This is a genomic window from Peredibacter sp. HCB2-198, from assembly GCF_045999315.1.
In the GTDB taxonomy this organism is placed as follows: domain Bacteria; phylum Bdellovibrionota; class Bacteriovoracia; order Bacteriovoracales; family Bacteriovoracaceae; genus Peredibacter.
In genome coordinates, this window is the sequence record NZ_CP174607.1 from 512,454 (window position 1) to 532,116 (window position 19,663).

The following is a 19,663-nucleotide window of genomic DNA, read 5'->3' on the forward strand; positions in this document are numbered from 1 at the left end:
GGAAAGGCCTACTCAAATACTTTCCAGGATCTCAATAACGCACCCCGAATACCTTTAAAAAAGGGCCCTTTTCCAGTAAGCTACTAGCACTCACAAAGTGCAAGGAAAGCTTATGGAATACAATTTCTCCGAGATCGAACCGAAGTGGCAAAAATACTGGGACGATCAAAAAACTTTTAAAACTGGCATCGATCAAAGCAAACCGAAGTACTACGTACTCGATATGTTCCCTTATCCATCTGGTGCTGGTCTTCACGTAGGTCACCCGGAAGGTTATACGGCCACGGATATCATGGCCCGTTTCAAACGCATGAAGGGCTTCAATGTTCTTCACCCAATGGGATGGGACTCATTTGGTCTTCCGGCCGAAAACCATGCGGTGAAAACTGGTATTCATCCTAACATTACTACGCAAGAGAACATTAAAACCTTCAAGCGTCAGTTAAAGATGCTTGGGTTCTCATATGATTGGGAACGCGAGATCGCGACTTCTAACATTGATTACTACAAGTGGACTCAATGGATCTTTGTTCAACTTTACAACAAAGGTCTCGCCTACGAATCACACATGATGGTGAACTGGTGTCCAAATCTAAAGACCGTTCTTGCTAACGAAGAAGTGATCAACGGTAAATCTGAAGTGGGTGGTCACCCAGTAATCAGAAAACCAATGAAACAGTGGATGCTTAGAATCACTGAATACGCTGAACGTCTGCTTCAAGATCTTGAAGGCCTAGACTGGCCTGAATCAGTAAAAGAAATGCAACGAGTCTGGATCGGTAAATCAGAGGGTGCCATCATCAGTTTCGCCGTAGAAGGCAAGACTGATATGATTGATGTCTTCACTTCTCGTCCTGATACACTTTTCGGTGCCACTTATATGGTGCTTGCTCCTGAACATAAGCTTGTTGATCTCATCACCACAGATGCTCAGAAGGCCGAGATTGCTAAGTATCGTGAAGTAACAGCTCTGAAATCAGATCTTGAAAGAACTGAACTTAACAAAGATAAAACCGGTGCCTTCACAGGTGCTTATGCCATTAACCCGGCAACGAACAAAAAAATCCCGGTTTATATCGCAGACTACGTTCTGAACACTTATGGCACAGGTGCCATCATGTCAGTTCCTGGTCACGATGAAAGAGACCATGAGTTCGCGAAGAAATTTAACCTTCCTATCGTTGAAGTGGTCAAAGGCGGAAACGTTGATGAGGCCGCTTTCACTGAAGATGGTGAGCACGTTAACTCTGATTTCTTAAATGGTCTTAATAAAGAAAACGCCATCAAGAAAATGATCGTATGGCTTGAAGACAACAACATCGGCTCGAAGAAAGTGAACTACAAACTTCGTGACTGGTTGTTCTCTCGTCAACGCTACTGGGGTGAGCCGTTCCCAATTCTTAAATACGAAGATGGAACTGTTCGTTGTCTTGATGTTGACGAACTTCCTGTTGGTCTTCCGGAAGTTGAAAAATATGAACCGTCTGGCACAGGTGAATCTCCGCTTGCGACCATCGACGAGTGGTTAAATGTCATTGATCCAAAAACTGGTAAAAAAGCAAAACGCGAAACAAACACTATGCCTCAATGGGCCGGTTCTTGTTGGTACTACCTTCGCTTCTGCGATCCAAAAAATACAGAGCGTCCTTGGGACTCTAAGATTGAAAATTATTGGATGCCAGTCGATCTATACGTAGGTGGAGCGGAGCACGCGGTTCTTCACCTTCTCTACTCTCGTTTCTGGCATAAAGTTCTTTTCGACCTTGGTCTCGTTTCCACCAAAGAACCTTTCTTCAAGCTGGTTAACCAAGGGATGATCCTGGGTGAAGACGGTGAGAAGATGAGTAAATCACGTGGTAACGTGGTAAACCCAGACTCAGTGGTAAACGAGTTTGGTGCTGATACTCTTCGTCTTTATGAAATGTTCATGGGCCCTCTTGAAAAGGTAAAACCTTGGAACGCAAATGGCGTGAAAGGCGTTTATAACTTCCTTAACCGCGCTTTCCGTTTCTTCCTGGACAAGGAAAACTACGCCACTGGAACTGAAGACGTCTCTAACGTTAAAGAACTTCATAAACTTATCAAGAAAGTGACGGAAGACATCGAAGGTATGCGCTTTAACACGGCCATCTCTCAGATGATGATCTTTGTGAACCATGTTTATAAAACTGGTAAGGTGTCGAAAGAAACTGCGGAGAAATTCGCCCTGGTTCTTTCTCCATTCGCTCCTCACTTGGCCGAAGAACTTTGGTCGTTCCTTGGCCACTCAAAGTCTCTTGCTTATGAGACATGGCCGGCATTTGATCATGAACTCGCAAAAGATTCTATGATCACAGTTGCCGTCCAAGTAAATGGTAAGACTCGTGGAACTTTTGAAGTGGACGCGGACATCTCGAAGGAAAATCTAATGGCCATCATTAAGGCCGATGAGAAAATTGCTAAGTATCTTAGCGGTACCATCGTAAAAGAGATCTACGTTCCTGGAAAAATCTGTAACTTTGTAGTGAAAGAATAAAAGAAAAGGCCACCGAAAGGTGGCCTTTTTATTTGTTTATCCGAAAACCGGAACGAAGTGATTTAGAAGAGTCATTCCGAGTCCTGAAAGAACCGGGATCGTCAGATTGTCATCAATGTTAAAAGCTGAAACAAGTTCTGAAGCCGCACCAATCACACCGGACACAATCGCGAACACCAGAATATGAGTCCCAAGTGTCGCTGTGTTCATCACGTAGAAAAGTGTAATGAGATAACAAGTAAAGAAACCGGCCACAGCACCCTGAAGTGACTTGTTCGGCATGATTTTATCTTTCCCGTAAAGCACTCCAAAAAATGATGAAAGTGGATCAGAGAAAACTAAGAACATAACTGAAATGATGGCGATGTCACGTTGGTAGAAGAAAAGAGAAATTGACACCCCTAGTGCATAGAACGGAAGTCCGCTCATCCCTTCTTTTTCAGAACGGCGCATTAGTGGACCCATCAGCTTAATTACAAGTTTATTAAAAGGAGCATATTTTGCGCGAACGATGTCCGCCATGAATCCAGCGAAAGCAATCGCCATAGTAATGATGGCAAAAGTGTTAGTTGAAGCTTCAGTTTGGTGGAACAGGAATAGGCCAAGAGAACCAGTTGAAATGTGCCAAAGCTTTCTAAGTATGTGAAGATCTGAACGTTTATGTAAAACTGTCTCAAAAGACGAATCGTATTTCTGGCCTTGAGATGCTGACATCCCTACTCCTTCGCAATTAAAAAAGGGATTTAAACAAAATCCCTCTAGAATCAATAAAAAACAAAGTCCAACCAATTTAAAGGATTCCACCCCCATCGTCTACCCCCATTAGCAGTCAGGTATCTCTGAACCACCCTTAAATCTTGAAAATCATTCATGAAAGAACCTTTCCAAACCACATTTTAGATTCATATAATTTCAGGATATGGAATTAGAATCTGAGGCGGAAATTTCGCCGGAAAATATGAAAAAAATATGGGCCGTTGGCGGTGGTAAGGGTGGCGTTGGAAAGAGTCTTGTCTCTGCAAACGTTGCGATTTGCCTTGCGCTAATGGGAAACAAAGTAGTGGCCGTGGACCTGGATCTAGGTGGAGCAAACCTCCATACTTGTTTGGGCCTCCCTATTCCACAGACGACACTCTCGGATTATGTTTCGAAAAAAGTCGATAACTTTGAGGACCTGCTAGTAACAACCCCAATTAACAATCTTAAGATCATTTCTGGAGCACAGGATGAACTGGGCATGGCGAACTTAAAGCACATGCACAAAAATCAGATCATCAAAAAGCTTTCAGAGCTTGATGCTGACTACATTCTGTTCGATTTAGGTGCTGGTACGGCATTTAACACTATTGATTTCTTTATCAGTGCTGATAAAGGAATTTTAGTTGTTCTTCCTGAGCCGACTTCAATTGAAAACACGTATCGCTTCATTAAGTCAGTGTTCTATCGCCGTTTAAAAATGGTGGATGGGATTGCAGAAATTGAACCTCTTATTAACGAGGCCATGAATGCGAAGCTTTCTACTGGTGGAACAACTTCTCCAGCAGATCTTATGCGCAAAATTTCCGAAATTAATCCAGAAATTGGTCGCCGTGTGAAAGAAGAAATGGCGGAGTTCCGTCCTAATCTTATTATCAATCAAGTTCGCTCTCAAGCAGACATTGATATCGGCTACTCTATTCAAAGCATTTGCCGTAAGTACTTCGGTATTGAAATGACCTTCCCTGGTTATCTTGATTACGATCAGTCAGTTTGGCAGAGTGTGAGAAAGAGAAAACCACTTCTCATTGAATATCCGAATTCAAAACTGGTGAATAACTTTGATCGTATCGTAAACCGTTTGGTCGAATCTTAGAGGTAAAAGCGCATGGATGCTGAAAAGAAAAACTACTACGAAGTCCTTGAGATCGAAACAAACGCGACTCCGAATCAAATTGAGAACGCCTACATCCGCGCCCGTAACGCCTACTCTGGTGACAGTGTTGCTCTTTACTCGCTTATGACTAAAGACGAGTGCGATAATTTCCTGGGACAAATCGAAGAGGCCTATTCAGTGCTTGGTTTCCCTGAAAAGCGTCGTGAGTACGATCGCCTTCGTGGTTTCAACCAAGGTGGAATGGCCACTCAAGTAAACCCGGAAAAAATCCATACCGTATCTACAGTTGAAGATCGTAGGAACGAGGCCATTCAATACGAAAACTTTGGTTCAAACCTTAGTGAGGCCAGAGTTTCTAAAATCACGGCCCAGAAAAAATTTGGTCTTGAGTTTTCTGAGAACGCAGACATGGAACGCAAAATCCGTGAGGCCAGTGATTATCCTGGAACTTTCCTAAAAGAAATCCGCGAATATAAAAATGTTTCTATTGAGCGCATGGCAGAGATGACAAGAATTTCTAAAACTCATCTTACGGCAATTGAAAATGAAGACGTTGCTAAACTTCCGGCAGAAGTTTATGTTCGTGGTTATGTTTATCAATTCGCGAAAGTTTTGAAGCTTAATCCAGATACGGTCGCGAATAGCTACCTTCTGCATTTCAAAAAACTTAAAAACCAAAAGTAATGTCTTCCGAATTAGAAAATACCGACGAAACCCAGAACTACACCGTCACCGTCACTAACGAAGACCGTGAAGAGTATAAGCGCCTGGATGTCTATCTCGCCCAAAAACTTCCACAGTTTTCTCGCTCCACACTTCGCCGTTTATTTGATGATGAAGAAATTTCGAGTGAGGTAAAACTTTCTATTAATAAAATGCCTCCGGCCGGAACCGTGATTGAAATTGAAATCCCTCCTCCGGTTCCCACTGATCTCATCGCGGAAAATATTCCACTGGATATTCTCTTCGAAGACAAACATCTTATTATTCTGAATAAGCCAGCAGGTCTGGTGGTACACCCGGCACCTGGACACTACACTGGAACCCTCGTGAATGCGATTTTGTATCACTGCCCAGATTTAAAAGGCATTGGTGCAGAAAAGCGTCCCGGCATTGTTCACCGTCTAGATATGGGAACTTCCGGAGTGATGGTCGTGGCAAAAGATCAGGCAACACATGAAGGACTAGTAAGTCTTTTCTCGGTTCACGATATTGATAGAAAATACGAAGCACTTGTTGGCGGCCAACCGGCGCAACAAGGTGGAACGATCACCACTACAATTGGCAGACACCCGACTCATCGTCAGAAGATGGCAGCGAATGTAAAAAACGGCAGAACTGCGGTGACTCACTATAAAGTTCTAAAACAGTACAAGGGCGCGGCCCACATGGAACTTCGACTACAAACTGGTCGTACTCACCAAATTCGTGTGCACATGTCACAAATGCTTCACACCCCAGTCTTATGTGATCCAATATATGGTGGAAGTGATTCGCACTTAAAACGTGCCCCAGAATCCATCCGTCAGAGACTAATTGATTATCCTTATCAACTGCTTCACGCTAAGGAGCTTGGATTCGTACATCCAATTACCAAAGAAAAGCTCCATTTCACGGCACCGCCACCAGAAATATTCCAAGCGGCACTCAAAGCTTTCTCAGAGTGAAATTTAGGGCTACAATAGTGGCATGAATATCCCTTATTCAACAAATCTCAATCGTGGTCGATTCAAGACCTGGACCCATAAGCCTGACATGTTTTTAGTTCATGCCCACCAGGTGCATGGAACCGACATTGTCTCCATGGAAACTCTTCCTTGTGAAGCTGATGGCCTGGTTGTTTCTTGGGAAGATTTTAATCAACCGCTCGCGATCAAAACTGCTGATTGTTTACCGGTTGTGATTGAAGGTGAAAAAGGTGTGGTGTTCCTTCATGCTGGTTGGCGAGGACTTGCTCATGGAATTTTAGAGCGTCCTGAAATCGCCATGATCAAACCGCAACGAGTTCTGATTGGGCCATGTATTCATGAATGCTGCTTTGAAGTTTCATCGGATTTCGGTGAGAACTTTAAAGGCTCTCCGTTTTTTACCAAGCGCGGAGAAAAACACTACTTCAATCTTCCAGAAGAGGCCAAACGCCGTTTGAGAGAATCATTTCCTCATCTTCTGGTAGAAATCGCCCCGTTTTGCACTTGCTGTAATGATAAATTTCATAGTTACCGTCGTAATAAAACAACTGAAAGAAACTGGAATATCTATATAAAAGGATGATCTCAATGGAACAGAAAAAAAGCCTCACCATGAATGGCATGACCGGGCCAAATTTTCTCTTTATCTTAAATGCTGTGGCCATGATTGGTGTGAGTATTTATCTAACTACTCACTTCTATGACGTTCTTTACCCAACCAAACTGGGTGGAGCAAGCACGCTTTGTAATATCTCTAACTTCTTTAACTGTGATTCTGCGACCTATTCAGCGATCTCAAACATTGCTGGTGTCCCGATTTCTTTCTTCGGAATTATTGTAGGTCTTCTGTTCTTATTCACGAGTCTAATGCCAGGTGAATCTCTTGAAAAAACATCAAGTGCCGTAGCGAAGTACAACTTCATCGGTTGTGTGGTTCTTTTCATTTTCTCACTTGTGGTACTTGGAAGTCTTTGTCCTTTCTGTACACTTTATTACATCCTCTCAGGAGTGGCGTTTTTCCTCATGTGGAAGTATGGGTCAAACTCATGGGTACCAGACTTTAAAGTCGCTGGTCTGTGGGCGGTACTTCTTGTTGGTGGTTCTGTATTCATGTATATGACGACCAAAGAAAAAGCAGACATGAATGCCAAGATCTCTAAGAGCATCGTAGAGCAATTTAGAAAACTTGGTTCAAGTGGTGATCCGGATGTTGAGTCTCCTTACAAGATTCACATGGCGACGGAAAAATTCGCTGATTCACCTATTCGTATTTCAGTGTTCTCTGACTTCCAATGTCCGTTCTGTAAGGTCGTGGCCGATCAAATGCACGAGATCATCAGAAGATATCCGAATAAGGTAAGTATTCAGTATATGTTCTTCCCACTAGATGCTAAATGTAACTCAAACGTAAAAGGTCGCTTCCACGAAAGTGCTTGTGACGCTGCTATGCTTGCCGCTTGTGACGAGAAGAAGTTTGTGTCTCTGCACGATGAAATCTTCGCGAATCAAGATAAACTGCAATCAGGCGTTCTAGCTGATCTTGCCAAGAAGTATGAACTGACTGGCTGTTCAGAAAACGAAACAATCAAGAATCGTGTGATCGAAGCGATCAACCAAGGGACAAAATATAACCTGAAGTCGACTCCAACGATCATCATTAACGGTAAGAAGATTGAAGGAACAATTCCTAACAATCAATTCTTCGCGATCTTTGAAGATATTTTAAGCGGAAACTAAGATGTTTATTGAGACCCATTGCCATCTGGATTATTTAAAGGCCCTACCACTGGAAGAGATTCGTAAACTCATCTCTGAGGCCGGCATTCAAAAAGTTGTGACCATTGGCGTGGACCCTCTCAATCTCGATAAAGTTCAGGAACTTTCACAGAACTGCCCTGAGGTCTATTACACTCAGGGCATTCATCCTCACGATGCTAAAGAGGCCACAGACGTTGAATTTAATAAAATTCGCACTCGTGGAATTGAACCCAAAATGGTGGCGGTGGGAGAAATTGGTCTGGATTATCATTACAATAATTCCCCTCCGGACATTCAAAAAACCGTCTTTGAAAAACAACTTCAAATCGCCTGTGATCTAGATCTTCCAGTCGTCATCCACACCCGTGAAGCAGATGAAGACACGAAAGCGATTCTTAAAAACTTCTCAAGCAAACTCAAACGTCGTGGAGTGATCCACAGTTTTACTTCGAGTCTTGATCTCGCTGAGTTTGTTTTAGGTGAAGGTTACTACATCGGTTTTAACGGCATTATTACCTTTAAAAAGGCCGAAAACGTGCAAGAGGTGGTGAAGATCACCCCTACTTCAAAAATCCTTTTCGAGACCGATTCTCCGTTTTTAACGCCGGTTCCTCATCGCGGAAAAGAAAACGCTCCTTACTACCTGCCCTTTGTGGCGGCGAAGATCGCAGAATTAAAAAATGTGGATCTAGAGAAATTAAAGGCAGAAGTTTATCAGAATTCGCTCAGCTGTTTTTCAAAATTAGCTAATTCATAATCCTGAAAACTTTCATGAGAAGTGTGTCTTGCGGATGCTGCCCTAACAGGAAGCCTTTGATAGAATTCAACTCAATTTCATAAAGTTCAGCAAGCTCCTGCGGAATAATTTCCGGCAAGCGCCCATCTAAACGCGAAAAATAAACTTCCAAAATTTTTGAACGCTCAAACTGCTCCAGAACAGAGCGTACATGGTTAGCGTCGTGAATCTCGGAGTGATTTTCTGACATTTCCACTGGTAGCATAAATTCCTTTTTTTTGTGACACCATTAGGAGAGATCTGGTGCCACACTGTCTTACGTCAAATAAGATTTCAATTATCTCACTAGAGGGGTCGTCCCTCGCGAAGCAGCCTGATAGTTTTACTGCAAAATGACTGACAACAAAATGATTGTTAAACTTTGTTAGGTTCTTACACCCATAACTTTAGATTCAGTTGCGGTTCACTCCATAACTTCCCCTCTTTCTCGCACGCTTGAGTGTCTTTTCATTCAGAAACAAACAGGGTCTCTTCATAGGAGCTTTAACTCAAAGGAGTTCCAATGAAATGGATTTTTGTGTTTCTCCTTGTGACTAGTTCAGCTTTTGCGAAATGCGACCTTGCTCCTCTCAAAGACGAAATTATTTCGCAGTACAAAGACCCCATGCCAGTCACTAATGAAAAAGGAAATGTAGGACGTGCCCGGGCCAAGAACTTTAAAGTGTCTGATTACATGATGAGACTTCCTAAGGAGTACGTTCTCACCGCTAACTTTGAATTAGATATTGAGTGGGAAACAGGACAAACACAGACTGTGAGGACTCTTGTTGTGGGTTCAGTAAACCCGAAGACTTGTAAGATTGATAAATTTAACAATGAGCATGTGGCGGCGAAATAAAAAAGAAGGGGCCCTATGGCCCCTTCTTTATTTAACAGCTTTTACGCAGGTATATGTCATGGTGTAGTTATAAGGAAGATTCACAAGAACTCCATTATTACCCATTGGCCACATATTACTCACCACACTGTAGCCACTATAATCTGTCGCGGCCCATTCAGTTTTAAGGCCAATGTTCATTCCGCCGAAATAAGCACCGCGGCCGAATAGCGCCGTAAGCTCTCTTACAGTCGGGAGTCTCTCGCCTCTTGATCGACAATATTCTCCGACTTGCTGAAGCATATAACGATACTGAACGTTGCCGTTAGTTTTGAAAGTTTTAATTCCAGAGAAGATCAAATTCTCTGATCCGATTTTAACTTGTAATGGGAACGTTGTTTTATGAACAGAATTAAACACCTGACTTGCTAGCGCATATCCCACAACATTGAGATTAAGCACTGATCCTCTAGAAGCAAAGCTACGTGAAATTCCGGTGTCTCTATTAGTGACTTTGAGAACAGTATAAACTCCAGCTCCAGGTCTTACTCCCCAGATGAGTTGTAAGTCATAGCGAGATGAGGCGACCGACCAATCAATCCGACGTACACCACCTTGGATTTCATATTCTTCATTTAATAGTTCAAGACCGCTTCTTACATAATTAACGAGAGTTTCTCCCATGCCCGCTTTAGCAACTTGACGTCGATCATAAACACGATCATCAAATTGAAGAACCATTTCCATGGCCTCCATTCCGAGAGCACCATTCTCCATGAGATTAATGGCCTGACGAATATAATTATCTCTTAATTCAGAAGTTGTTTCAGAGAAGTTTTCATTAAACTCGGCCATATCAAGGCCTTGATAATGAGAAATTCTCGGATCGAGCTGAACTTCACCTTTGTTCCAGAAAGAACTGGCAGCGAATGAATTGAAGGAAGCAAAAAGCATTAAACCAATGAACATTTTCATAATGATCTTCTTTAACAAGTTAATAGTGAGGCCAAGATAGAGTAATTTAAGGCCAGAGAACATAGGGATTGTAGTAAATATAGGTTGTCCAAAAATTAGACATCCCTAGGTCAGAATTACGGCCCCACTAGTGAAAATTTATGGGGCCGTTTATATTCCTTATATGATGAAAATCGTTACAGTCTTCACTCTATTTTCTGGTCTTGTTTCCACTACGTTCGCTTCGAACCTGAGTATCAGCTACTCTTCATCAAATGACCTGCTCCTGACTGCTCCGGCCTGTGAAACTCTCATTTCAGAGCATAAGGCCATCTGTCAGTGGAAAAAAGTTTTGGATCCTAGTTTCAAAATTCCTGCGATTTCAAACTCGTGTAAAAAAATCGCTGCCAATAAGTATTCAATCACTGTTTCAAATTGTTTACCTGAGTTCGTGAAGGCCAATCAGCATAAAAAGCTCGCTAAAAGTGGCGCTAACTGTTGGGGAACGGCCATGAGCTTTAAAAAGATTTCCACTCGACCACGCTTTATCTGGTCTCAGGAAATGAAGTATTGGTTAGACAGCCCCGTCTGTCGCAAGCTTAATCTTAATGAACAAAAACTTCCGGGAGATATCATTAGCACTTTCGGTCCCGAATTTATTTTTGAAAAGGACGAGGCCTCCAATAAGGGCAATCAGTTTTGGGAGGCCCTTTATCCGGGACGTCTCTTAATCTCTACCATTGATCGCAGTTACTCTGGTTATCACCATATGCTCCACTCGGAGACCTACATCAGTGATAAAATCACTTTCGGTAAAGATTCTCCGAATCAGCTTGATAAATTCGAATTCCATCATACCAATGAAGTTTATGGAAGATCTAAGGACGTAGATTGTCAGGAGAATCAAAAGCTCACTCCCCACTACCGAGAATATCAAAACCAACCACGACCGATTAAGGGAAGTAAGTGTGACTACTTCTCGCTCGCCTACCGTTGTGAAAACTTTGTGGAATATTTTTCTAAGCAAGATTTAACGACAAGCCAGGAAGACGTTCTGGTAGAGATTAAGAGGCTTCAGGGAATTCAAGATAAACTCTTTCCACTTCTGACGGTGCCAGGGAAAACATTCACGAAGGCCGAGCTCAATCAAATGCTCAAAGAAGCTGATGCAGTCGCTGCTGATAGTTTGGAAGAACTTAAAACTCCAAGTTTAGAGAAGAACACTGAAATGCTTCTCACTCTGAAATACTTCACGGCCCAAGGGATTAGAAAATCCCTGGAGCTCGCGGACTTAATTCCACCAACGGAAGCGCTCTAAATTTTTGTCAAACAAAACTGAGCGTTATTTGTAGGGTCTAACAAAAAGTTCGCCTGATTTGAGAGAACAGTTGCTGCTGAATCACCCATCCCAATCGAAGCAAAACAGAGCATTGAATTTCCATGATCATACCAGACCACCATATCTGCGGATGTCGAGCCATCTGCGGCCCTAGAGCGTCCGATAAAAAATTGTCCGCTGCCCACAGTAGGTGTGGCCCCCGGATCGAGATCTTCATGAACCATGAAATGCGCTTCTGCGGAAACAGAAGCACCAGTTTCATCCATACTCGTGCAATGGGCGGCATCAGCATAAGTAACAAGTCTTTGGTTAAATGCCATTTCGGTTGAGTCGACCCAGTAATCGGGCTCTTGAAAAAACCTGGCGACCGGACCCGGGCCACCTGGATCAAAACAAGGGGTAACAATATCTCGATCCCAAATTTCCTGGTAAGTACAGCTGGTCATTCCGCCGGCCACACATATAGATCCACTGCCTCCACCACTTCCAGCACCTCCACTTGTGGATTGAGCATTTTCATCAGAGAATTTGATTAACCCTTCACAGGCAGTAAGGAAGACGAGAAGTAATAGGAAGGGAAGTCGCAGAATCATAATCTCTCCAAAAAATGGGCATATGCCTTTTTCGGGTGAAACTATGAGAATTATTAAGAAACAATTAAAATATTGCTTTTAACGCTTTTATTTAAACATTTCTTTTATTTACTACTCTTCGACCTTAAACCCACCCAGCATTTTGCCTAGGCTGGTCTTAGGCTCGGGCTGCCCTCTTTGTGGTTTAGGTGCCTCACGCTTAGGTTCCGGACGTTCATGTCTTTCTTCATGATGATGCTCTTCTTCCTGAATGTACTCAGGATAGAAAGGAAGCTCAGACTTATAAACGATACGATCCAAGTGCTTCACATAACCAGACCAATGTCCGGTAGCAGAGTCAGTTTTACGAATAATATCGAATGACCCCATCTTCGAATCCATGAGGTCAATCAGGTGAACCAGGTAGGCCTCAGAGGTCTGAGGAATTTTTGGTGATCCATACTCATACTCACCGTGATGAGCGAGAAGAATATGTTTCAAATGCATTTTGGTGTAATGAGGGAAATTTTTAATTTTGTAAGAGTAGCGATCAACGATCTCTAGACCTTTCACTAAGTGGCCAACGAGTTTTCCTTCTTCCGTGTACTCGACGTTCACGCCATCAGTAAGCTCATAGATCTTACACAGGTCGTGCAGGATACATCCGGCCACGACATAGTTCTCATTCACTTTGTAGTGTTTTGAAAGATGAAGTGCCAGTTCTGTACAAGAAAGAATGTGTTCTAAAAGACCAGAGCGGTAAGCATGGTGAATTGACTTCCCAGCTTGCCAAATTTTCAAACGACGAGAGATTTCTCCATCGGTAATAATATTGCGAAGAAGGTCACGAATATAAACATCAGTCAGACCATCAACGATCTTCAAAAGTTTTTTGTACATAACTTCCGGATCCTCAACCGCCTTCATCACGAAGTCATCCAGGTTCACGTCGTTTTGATCCACTTTCTCAATGTGGGCAATGATGAACTGCTTACGACCTTGATAGAAGTTCACTTTCCCGCGAACCTTAACAAAGTTCCCTTTGGTGATGTTCTTTTCAATCTCGGCTGAGTAATGCCATAGACGAGCTTCCATTTCCCCTGTTGAGTCGGTCAGAATGATATTGAAGTATTTTTTACCGTCCTTCCCTTCCATTACGTTGAAGATTTTAACGAGAAAGACAGATTCAATTTCTTCTTTACCCTGCAAATCGGAGATAAAAAGTTTTGTCATAGTAGGCCCATGCGTTAAGTGCTTAAAAAGAGGATTTCAGACTACACGGAAATACTTGAATCCGCTACCCAAAACCTCGCGCTTGGAGTATGTTCTAAACGCTTAAAATATCTTAGTTTTGAATCATATCGTGGCGTCACTTTCAGTGACATGAGGAGTCTTATGAAAACAGTAAAAATTGGTATCAACGGTGTTGGACGTATCGGTCGTACAATTCTTCGCGCTTACTTCGATAGAATTGCAAAGAATACGGACACAAATATTGAAGTGGTTGCTGTTAACAACCCTGGTATCCCTAAGCCTTACGTTCACCTTCTAAAGCACGACTCTCTTCACGGCAAACTTGAAGGTGATTTCGCTTTCAACGAAGAAACAGCAGAGATCTCTTACAATGGCCGCAAAATTAAATTCTTCTCTCAACGTAACCCTGAAGAACTAGACTGGTCTTCACTTGGTGTTAACGTTGTTATCGACTGTACTGGTATCTTCAAAGATAAGGCGAAACTTGGTCTTCACATGAAAGGTACTGTTAAGAAAGTTATCATGTGTGCTCCAGGAAAAGACCTAGATGGTACATTCGTAATGGGAATCAACCACGAGAAGTACGATTCATCTAAGCATCACATCATCTCAAACGCTTCTTGTACAACGAACTGTCTTGCTCCAATCGTTAAAGTTCTTCATGAGAACTTCGGTATCGTTAACGGTCTTATGACAACTGTTCACGCTTATACTTCAGATCAAAACCTTCTTGATAACGCTCACGATGATTTACGTCGTGCTCGTGCTGCTGCTCTTTCAATGATTCCAACTTCAACTGGTGCTGCTAAAGCTCTTGGCGAAGTTATCCCTGAAATGATCGGTAAACTTGATGGTTACGCTGTTCGCGTTCCAACTCCAGATGTTTCTATGGTTGACCTAACTGTAAATCTTGAGAAGAAAGCAACTAAGCAAGAAATCAACGATGCTATGAAGAAGGCCTCTCAGGGTCAGCTAAAAGGTATTCTTGGTTTCACAGATGAAGAGCTAGTTTCTATGGATTTCATGGGAACAACTGAGTCTTCATTCTTCGATTCTAAACTTACTAACGTAATCGGCAACACTGCTAAAGTTGTTAGCTGGTACGATAATGAAGTTGGTTTCTCTAACCGTGTACTAGATCTTGCTAACTTTGTGGGACAAAAACTCTAAGAGGAACTTATGCAACTTAAATCAATTCAGGACGTCGATTTAAAAGGGAAACGAGTTGTTGTTCGTTTCGACTTCAACGTTCCTCTGACTAAAACTGAACCGAGAACTATTACAGATGCTAGCCGCATCGATGAAGCGATCCCTACGATTCGTTTGCTCCTTGAAAAAGGCGCTTCGAAGATCGTGATGATTAGCCACCTTGGTCGTCCAGATGGTCAACCAAACCCAAAATACTCTCTTGAACCAGTAGCGGAATACCTTGCTTCCAAACTAGGTACTGACGTTATTCTTTCTGAATCAGCAGTTGATAACGGTCTAAGAAACCTTCTTCAACTTCCTGAGACGAAACTAGTGCTTCTTGAGAACATCCGTTTCCTTCCTGGTGAAGAGAAGAACGATATGGAACTTGCTGAGAAGCTTTCTCAGTATGGTGACATCTACGTGAATGATGCTTTCGGTGCCGCTCACCGTAAGCACGCTTCTACTTATGGAATCAACGCTTTCTTCAAGGGCCGCGCTTATCCGGGGCTACTCATGAAAAAAGAAATCGAATCTCTTAGCTCTCTTCTCGAGAAACCAGCAAAGCCATTCGTGGCGATCGTTGGTGGGGCAAAGGTTTCTGATAAGATCAAGACCATCGAAAAACTTCTGGTAATGGTGGACACACTTCTTATCGGTGGTGCTATGGCCTACCCATTCCTTAAAGCTCGTGGCAACACTGTTGGTAACTCACTTTGTAGCGATGACGATGTGGCCCTCGCGAAGCAACTTCTTGCTGCCGATAAAGGTGGGAAGATTCAACTTCCAAAAGATCACATTGTGGCCGAAGGTCTTGAAGGTAAACCTGAGACTTGTCACACGATCAGCATTCCTGATGGAAAAATGGGTCTCGATATTGGCCCAATGACAATCCAGTCATACGGCGATCATATCAAGACGGCGAAAACAATTTTCTGGAATGGCCCAATGGGTCTGTTCGAGTCGAAAGCTTTCGCTCGCGGAACAATGTCCATCGCTCACGAAATCGCTGGAACCAAAGCCTTCTCAGTAGTTGGTGGCGGTGATTCAGTAGCAGCAGTTCAACAGTCTGGTGAAGCGTCGAAGTTCTCTCACGTTTCAACTGGCGGTGGTGCTTCTCTTGAGTACATTGAGAAAGGCGAACTACCTGGTGTGCAAGCTCTAAGATTTGGAGTGTAACAAAACTGACCGAGAGTCATTTGAAGACCTCAGATTCTAGGAGACTAGGAAATGAGGAGTGAGACGTGCTCCTGCACGTCGCAACGACGAGTGACGACGGCGACAACGAAGATGAGGTTTTAAAATGACTCGTAAGCTCATGGTTGGTAATTGGAAGATGAACAAGAATGGAAAGGAAGCTCTTCAGTTCACTGAAGAATTCAATTCCAAGTTCACAAACAAACGCGAAGCTTGGATCGCATCTCAGGCCCTATTTGTTAAACTCATTATCAATTCTGGAATCAAAGCTGGTATCCAGAACTGTTCTGAGCATGTGAGCGGTGCCTATACAGGTGAAGTTTCTCCAAGAAGCTTCAAAGAAATGGGCGGCCACTTCGTTATTCTTGGCCACTCTGAGCGTCGCCAATACTTTGGTGAAACTTCAAAAAATCTAAGTCCAAAAATCCGTACCGCCCTTGCTGAAGGTCTAGATGTCATCTACTGCGTAGGTGAGACTCTTGCTGAACGTGAGGCCGGTCAGACTCTTTCTTTGATCGAAGATCAGCTTCACCAGGGGCTTAACGATCAAAGCCTAGCTAACGCTACTAACCTGATCGTGGCCTATGAACCTGTTTGGGCCATCGGAACCGGTAAAACCGCCTCTCCGGCCCAGGCACAAGAAGTCCACGCCCATATTCGAAACGTTCTAAAGACCAAATTCCCGGCCTTTGGGGACAAAACTCGCATCCTTTACGGGGGAAGCGTAAACCCTGCTAACGTGGAAGAATTATTGGCCCAAAAGGACATCGACGGGGGTCTAGTTGGGGGCGCGAGCCTTAAGCCGGCCGACTTTTTAGCGCTTTGCGGGGACCGGTAAACTTATTTGATTTGCAAGTGCCCGGAAGTTTGTTAAAACTAAGGGTCTAATTTGGAGATTAGCTACTATGATTACTTTTCTAATCGTTCTACACGTTATTATTTGTGTTCTTCTTGTTGTTACAGTTCTTCTTCAGTTCGGTAAAGGAGCTGAATTGGGCGCAGTTATGGGTGGCGGTGCCTCTCAAGCTGTTTTCTCTAGCTCAGCGAAGGGTAACTTCATGACGAAGCTTACAACGATTCTAGCAATCGGCTTCATGGTGAACTCAATCGTTCTTACGACTATGAAATCAAGAGACTCTAAGCGCTCTCTATTCGATAACGAAGCTCCTGTAGCAGCTCCGCTTAACTCTGACGTTCAGGCACTAGACACTAAAGGTGTTGAAACGGTTCCTGCGACAGACGCTAACGGAACTCCAGCTTCTACACCAGCTCCAGCTGAACAAGCGGCCCCTGCAGCTCCTGCAACTGCGCCAGCTAATCCGTAATTTTTAGATTTATACACAAAGAAAAGGCCGCGAAAGCGGCCTTTTTTATTTTTTGGCTTCTTTCTTCTTCCCAGTCTCCACGACCTTAATCTTCCCGAAATCCATTTCCTTCTCGAACTTCTTAATCTCTTCGATAGGTAATTTCGCATACGGAATCGTCGGGTCAAAGTGGTCGGCAAGTTTTAAATCTTTGGTGGTTTCCGCTCTCACGTAACGAACGTGTTGATCGAAAATATCAAAGATGGTTGGATCAAGTTTAATCCCGCGAAACTTTCTCATGGTGTTCATGGCGTCTGGAATCGAGAGCACTTCACTATAAGAACGCTTGGTCGTAATCGCATCGAAGAAATCGGCGATAGTACAAACGCGGGCCAGAAGATGAATCTCTTCCTTTCCTTTTAATTTTTTAGGATAACCGGTTCCATCGAAGTTCTCGTGGTGTTCATGAACCACGCGAGCAACGATCTTTAAATCAATATCGCTACTCACTTCGCAGTGACCATTCAAGAGCAGATCCAGACCGAAGTCAGGGTGCTGTTTAATCATCTGATACTCTTCATCCGTTAACCCGCCTGGGTTATTTAGAATATGAGTCGGGATTTTAATTTTTCCCAAGTCATGGAGTAATCCACCAAGACCCGCATGCATGAGTTCCTTACGAGACGCTTTTGGATTGATCGTCTTGTAAATTGAAATGCAGTACATGGAAACGTTGATGGAGTGATCGTAAGTATAAAAATCGTGGAAACTTAAATTCGCGATGAGATTTCTGAGTGAATCAATGTTGTGGTGGTCGAGGACATCCACCATTCCTTCTACAACTTCCCGGCAACCCTCGATGTTCTTTGCCAGGAGCTCAGTCGAGAACTCTTTGTCCTTATCGAAAATGTTATGCAGGTATTGAAGAGCTGCCTCTTTAATAACAGACGTTTTTTGAACGTCATCTGCTTCTGATTTCATCAAGCTTCGAAGATAAATTCTTCGCTGCTCTTCAGGAATGTAGAGTTGAAAGTATTTGCGGTGAAATTCTTCGAGGTCTTCTTTTTGAAGAACGCCACCTTGCGGGAAAATTCGTACAAACTTTTCCTTCCCTTTAATGACCGATGAGTTAACAAAAAGATCAAAACTTAGGGTCTGGCCGACTTGTATCAGGTCGTACCTTACGGAAAAGAAACTGGGCTTCGTGTCCATTCCGCCATTGTACCACTTTCAGGAACCAGTGGCGGGACTATTTCTTTAGGTCAATAAAAAAGCCCACTTGCGTGGGCCTCTATTAATAAAATATTAACTTCGTACTAGAACGGAATATCGTCAGCTGCGAATGAAGCGTCAGATGCGATTTGATATTCTTGTGCAGGAGCAGGAGCTTGAGCATAAGAAGAATCAACACCAGTATTTTGGTTAGCACCAGCAGATGCACCACCAATGAATTGAACAGTCGAAGCTAGGATTTCAGTTGTGTAACGTTTGTTACCATCTTTATCGTCCCAAGAACGAGTTTGAAGACGACCTTCTAAGAAAGCCTGACGGCCTTTTGCCAGATATTGATTACAAAGCTCAGCAAGTTTTCCCCAAACAACAACTCTGTGCCATTCAGTTTTTTCTTGTTTCTGGCCTGATTTATCAGTCCAAGCTTCAGTAGTAGCTAGAGAGAAGTTACAAACAGCGGCGCCGCCTGGAGTGTACTTAAGCTCAGGATCCTGACCAAGACGACCTAATAAAATAACTTTGTTTACGCTCATAAAACTCCTTAGTCGCATAGGTTGCGAATAATTTGGTAAAAAGATTTTCCTATATCTCTTTCTTACCTCAGGTTGATGTTATGGGAAAAGAGAATTTCCTGTCCTTTCCTGACTCTTTTAATTGAAAAAAAGAGGCCAACTCTGATGGAGTTTAAGTGATGGAAATTGGAGCTAAGATGATGCGAGTCTGAAAAATTAATTCAGGTGAGTATAAGTAGAATCTTCCTGACGAACCCTTCTTAAGACAGGACTCTCTGGATTTTGTTTAAGAAACTCCTCTACTTTTTGGCGAGCGAGTTTCACATCCTTCTTGTACCACTTTGGATCGAAGCCACAGTATGGGCACTTAAGATCCTTACGATAAAGTGACTTGTGAATGCTCTCGAAAAGACCCCAGATAATGGGAAGAGTACAGGCCCCTTTCCAAGTGAACCATGGATAAGTCGCGGCCGTTACACAAAGAGTGAGAACAAGAATCTGAAGATAATTTTGACCTGAAAGATAACGAGAATAGCGTAACTTTCTCGGTGATCTACAAAGGGCACAGAAACAATCTTTTGAGTTCTTTTTCATTCACTACTCCTGGATCTATTAGACCATATTTCCCCTCAACCTTAAGACCCTGCACATTTTGCCTTTCCTTCG

General features: G+C 43.0%; 21 protein-coding genes. 13 read left to right on the forward strand and 8 right to left on the reverse strand.

Going from position 1 to position 19,663, the window contains the following annotated elements; translation table 11 throughout:
* Positions 1-112: 112 nt before the first annotated feature.
* Positions 113-2,515: a leucine--tRNA ligase gene (leuS, locus tag ACJVC5_RS02695; RefSeq protein WP_408097841.1), complete on the forward strand. Its 2,403-nt coding sequence runs from the start codon at positions 113-115 to the stop codon at positions 2,513-2,515.
* A gap of 36 nt (positions 2,516-2,551) precedes the next feature.
* On the opposite strand, the gene ACJVC5_RS02700 is transcribed toward leuS, so the two are convergent.
* Positions 2,552-3,229: a diacylglycerol/polyprenol kinase family protein gene (locus tag ACJVC5_RS02700; RefSeq protein WP_408097842.1), complete on the reverse strand. Its 678-nt coding sequence runs from the start codon at positions 3,227-3,229 to the stop codon at positions 2,552-2,554.
* Positions 3,230-3,434: 205 nt separating this feature from the next.
* On the opposite strand from ACJVC5_RS02700, the gene ACJVC5_RS02705 reads away from it, so the two are divergent.
* From ACJVC5_RS02705 to ACJVC5_RS02730, 6 genes are read left to right on the forward strand one after another with little or no spacing between them, the layout of a single operon-like run.
* A complete protein-coding gene (locus ACJVC5_RS02705) occupies positions 3,435-4,367 on the forward strand; it encodes a P-loop NTPase (protein WP_408097843.1) in 933 nt (310 codons plus the stop codon).
* Positions 4,368-4,379: 12 nt separating this feature from the next.
* Entirely contained in the window at positions 4,380-5,072 is a 693-nt protein-coding gene (locus tag ACJVC5_RS02710; protein ID WP_408097844.1) for a helix-turn-helix domain-containing protein, read from the forward strand.
* Complete coding sequence (locus tag ACJVC5_RS02715) at positions 5,072-6,055, forward strand: RluA family pseudouridine synthase (RefSeq protein ID WP_408097845.1); 984 nt, start codon at positions 5,072-5,074, stop codon at positions 6,053-6,055. Before ACJVC5_RS02710 ends, ACJVC5_RS02715 begins: the two co-directional genes overlap by 1 nt.
* 22 nt (positions 6,056-6,077) lie before the next feature.
* Complete coding sequence (locus tag ACJVC5_RS02720; protein ID WP_408097846.1) at positions 6,078-6,659, forward strand: polyphenol oxidase family protein; 582 nt, start codon at positions 6,078-6,080, stop codon at positions 6,657-6,659.
* Between the two features lie 5 nt (positions 6,660-6,664).
* Positions 6,665-7,813, forward strand: a complete 1,149-nt coding sequence (locus ACJVC5_RS02725; RefSeq protein ID WP_408097847.1) for a thioredoxin domain-containing protein — start codon at positions 6,665-6,667, stop codon at positions 7,811-7,813.
* Between the two features lies 1 nt (position 7,814).
* Positions 7,815-8,591, forward strand: coding sequence for a TatD family hydrolase (locus ACJVC5_RS02730; RefSeq protein ID WP_408097848.1), 777 nt, complete (start codon positions 7,815-7,817; stop codon positions 8,589-8,591).
* Here the strand turns inward: ACJVC5_RS02730 and ACJVC5_RS02735 are convergent.
* Entirely contained in the window at positions 8,581-8,835 is a 255-nt protein-coding gene (locus ACJVC5_RS02735) for a hypothetical protein (RefSeq protein WP_408097849.1), read from the reverse strand. The two genes, ACJVC5_RS02730 and ACJVC5_RS02735, sit on opposite strands and share 11 nt — an antisense overlap.
* Positions 8,836-9,132: 297 nt before the next feature.
* Here ACJVC5_RS02735 and ACJVC5_RS02740 point away from each other — a divergent pair, with 297 nt between their 5' ends.
* A complete protein-coding gene (locus ACJVC5_RS02740; RefSeq protein WP_408097851.1) occupies positions 9,133-9,468 on the forward strand; it encodes a hypothetical protein in 336 nt (111 codons plus the stop codon).
* A gap of 27 nt (positions 9,469-9,495) precedes the next feature.
* Here the strand turns inward: ACJVC5_RS02740 and ACJVC5_RS02745 are convergent, their stop codons facing one another.
* Positions 9,496-10,422 (reverse strand): hypothetical protein, encoded by a 927-nt coding sequence (locus ACJVC5_RS02745; protein ID WP_408097852.1) that lies wholly within the window; start codon positions 10,420-10,422, stop codon positions 9,496-9,498.
* 163 nt (positions 10,423-10,585) lie between these two features.
* Here ACJVC5_RS02745 and ACJVC5_RS02750 point away from each other — a divergent pair, with 163 nt between their 5' ends.
* Positions 10,586-11,719 carry a hypothetical protein gene (locus ACJVC5_RS02750; RefSeq protein ID WP_408097854.1) on the forward strand — a complete coding sequence of 378 codons (1,134 nt, stop codon included), beginning with the start codon at positions 10,586-10,588 and terminating at the stop codon, positions 11,717-11,719.
* Here the strand turns inward: ACJVC5_RS02750 and ACJVC5_RS02755 are convergent.
* Complete coding sequence (locus tag ACJVC5_RS02755; protein ID WP_408097855.1) at positions 11,716-12,333, reverse strand: hypothetical protein; 618 nt, start codon at positions 12,331-12,333, stop codon at positions 11,716-11,718. The genes ACJVC5_RS02750 and ACJVC5_RS02755 overlap by 4 nt on opposite strands.
* Positions 12,334-12,444: 111 nt before the next feature.
* Positions 12,445-13,545 (reverse strand): 3'-5' exoribonuclease YhaM family protein, encoded by a 1,101-nt coding sequence (locus ACJVC5_RS02760; protein WP_408097856.1) that lies wholly within the window; start codon positions 13,543-13,545, stop codon positions 12,445-12,447.
* Between the two features lie 162 nt (positions 13,546-13,707).
* Between ACJVC5_RS02760 and gap the strand changes: the two genes are divergently transcribed.
* The 4 genes from gap to secG all read left to right on the forward strand — a co-directional run bounded on the left by gap (position 13,708) and on the right by secG (position 17,276).
* Positions 13,708-14,736, forward strand: coding sequence for a type I glyceraldehyde-3-phosphate dehydrogenase (gene gap / locus ACJVC5_RS02765; protein WP_408097857.1), 1,029 nt, complete (start codon positions 13,708-13,710; stop codon positions 14,734-14,736).
* A 9-nt stretch (positions 14,737-14,745) separates the two neighbouring features.
* Positions 14,746-15,933, forward strand: coding sequence for a phosphoglycerate kinase (locus ACJVC5_RS02770; protein WP_408097859.1), 1,188 nt, complete (start codon positions 14,746-14,748; stop codon positions 15,931-15,933).
* 124 nt (positions 15,934-16,057) lie between these two features.
* Positions 16,058-16,789, forward strand: a complete 732-nt coding sequence (tpiA, locus tag ACJVC5_RS02775; protein WP_408097860.1) for a triose-phosphate isomerase — start codon at positions 16,058-16,060, stop codon at positions 16,787-16,789.
* A gap of 67 nt (positions 16,790-16,856) precedes the next feature.
* Positions 16,857-17,276, forward strand: a complete 420-nt coding sequence (gene secG, locus ACJVC5_RS02780) for a preprotein translocase subunit SecG (protein ID WP_408097861.1) — start codon at positions 16,857-16,859, stop codon at positions 17,274-17,276.
* Positions 17,277-17,321: 45 nt separating this feature from the next.
* Here the strand turns inward: secG and ACJVC5_RS02785 are convergent, their stop codons facing one another.
* The 3 genes from ACJVC5_RS02785 to ACJVC5_RS02795 all read right to left on the reverse strand — a co-directional run bounded on the left by ACJVC5_RS02785 (position 17,322) and on the right by ACJVC5_RS02795 (position 19,591).
* Entirely contained in the window at positions 17,322-18,467 is a 1,146-nt protein-coding gene (locus ACJVC5_RS02785) for an HD-GYP domain-containing protein (protein WP_408097862.1), read from the reverse strand.
* Between the two features lie 104 nt (positions 18,468-18,571).
* Positions 18,572-19,018: a single-stranded DNA-binding protein gene (locus ACJVC5_RS02790; RefSeq protein WP_408097863.1), complete on the reverse strand. Its 447-nt coding sequence runs from the start codon at positions 19,016-19,018 to the stop codon at positions 18,572-18,574.
* Positions 19,019-19,213: 195 nt separating this feature from the next.
* On the reverse strand, positions 19,214-19,591 hold the full coding sequence (locus tag ACJVC5_RS02795; protein ID WP_408097864.1) for a hypothetical protein: 378 nt from the start codon (positions 19,589-19,591) through the stop codon (positions 19,214-19,216).
* Between the last annotated feature and the right edge of the window lie 72 nt (positions 19,592-19,663).

Excerpts from the sequence above, each read along its gene's own strand:
- ACJVC5_RS02745 (WP_408097852.1), bottom strand. The coding sequence starts at position 10,422 with ATGAAAATGTTCATTGGTTTAATGCTTTTTGCTTCCTTCAATTCATTC.
- leuS (WP_408097841.1), top strand. The coding sequence starts at position 113 with ATGGAATACAATTTCTCCGAGATCGAACCGAAGTGGCAAAAATACTGG.
- secG (WP_408097861.1), top strand. The coding sequence starts at position 16,857 with ATGATTACTTTTCTAATCGTTCTACACGTTATTATTTGTGTTCTTCTT.
- ACJVC5_RS02770 (WP_408097859.1), top strand. The coding sequence starts at position 14,746 with ATGCAACTTAAATCAATTCAGGACGTCGATTTAAAAGGGAAACGAGTT.
- ACJVC5_RS02735 (WP_408097849.1), bottom strand. The coding sequence starts at position 8,835 with ATGCTACCAGTGGAAATGTCAGAAAATCACTCCGAGATTCACGACGCT.
- ACJVC5_RS02725 (WP_408097847.1), top strand. The coding sequence starts at position 6,665 with ATGGAACAGAAAAAAAGCCTCACCATGAATGGCATGACCGGGCCAAAT.
- gap (WP_408097857.1), top strand. The coding sequence starts at position 13,708 with ATGAAAACAGTAAAAATTGGTATCAACGGTGTTGGACGTATCGGTCGT.
- ACJVC5_RS02710 (WP_408097844.1), top strand. The coding sequence starts at position 4,380 with ATGGATGCTGAAAAGAAAAACTACTACGAAGTCCTTGAGATCGAAACA.
- ACJVC5_RS02795 (WP_408097864.1), bottom strand. The coding sequence starts at position 19,591 with ATGAAAAAGAACTCAAAAGATTGTTTCTGTGCCCTTTGTAGATCACCG.
- ACJVC5_RS02700 (WP_408097842.1), bottom strand. The coding sequence starts at position 3,229 with ATGTCAGCATCTCAAGGCCAGAAATACGATTCGTCTTTTGAGACAGTT.
- ACJVC5_RS02785 (WP_408097862.1), bottom strand. The coding sequence starts at position 18,467 with ATGGACACGAAGCCCAGTTTCTTTTCCGTAAGGTACGACCTGATACAA.
- ACJVC5_RS02790 (WP_408097863.1), bottom strand. The coding sequence starts at position 19,018 with ATGAGCGTAAACAAAGTTATTTTATTAGGTCGTCTTGGTCAGGATCCT.
- ACJVC5_RS02720 (WP_408097846.1), top strand. The coding sequence starts at position 6,078 with ATGAATATCCCTTATTCAACAAATCTCAATCGTGGTCGATTCAAGACC.
- ACJVC5_RS02740 (WP_408097851.1), top strand. The coding sequence starts at position 9,133 with ATGAAATGGATTTTTGTGTTTCTCCTTGTGACTAGTTCAGCTTTTGCG.
- ACJVC5_RS02715 (WP_408097845.1), top strand. The coding sequence starts at position 5,072 with ATGTCTTCCGAATTAGAAAATACCGACGAAACCCAGAACTACACCGTC.
- ACJVC5_RS02750 (WP_408097854.1), top strand. The coding sequence starts at position 10,586 with ATGATGAAAATCGTTACAGTCTTCACTCTATTTTCTGGTCTTGTTTCC.
- ACJVC5_RS02730 (WP_408097848.1), top strand. The coding sequence starts at position 7,815 with ATGTTTATTGAGACCCATTGCCATCTGGATTATTTAAAGGCCCTACCA.
- tpiA (WP_408097860.1), top strand. The coding sequence starts at position 16,058 with ATGACTCGTAAGCTCATGGTTGGTAATTGGAAGATGAACAAGAATGGA.
- ACJVC5_RS02760 (WP_408097856.1), bottom strand. The coding sequence starts at position 13,545 with ATGACAAAACTTTTTATCTCCGATTTGCAGGGTAAAGAAGAAATTGAA.
- ACJVC5_RS02755 (WP_408097855.1), bottom strand. The coding sequence starts at position 12,333 with ATGATTCTGCGACTTCCCTTCCTATTACTTCTCGTCTTCCTTACTGCC.
- ACJVC5_RS02705 (WP_408097843.1), top strand. The coding sequence starts at position 3,435 with ATGGAATTAGAATCTGAGGCGGAAATTTCGCCGGAAAATATGAAAAAA.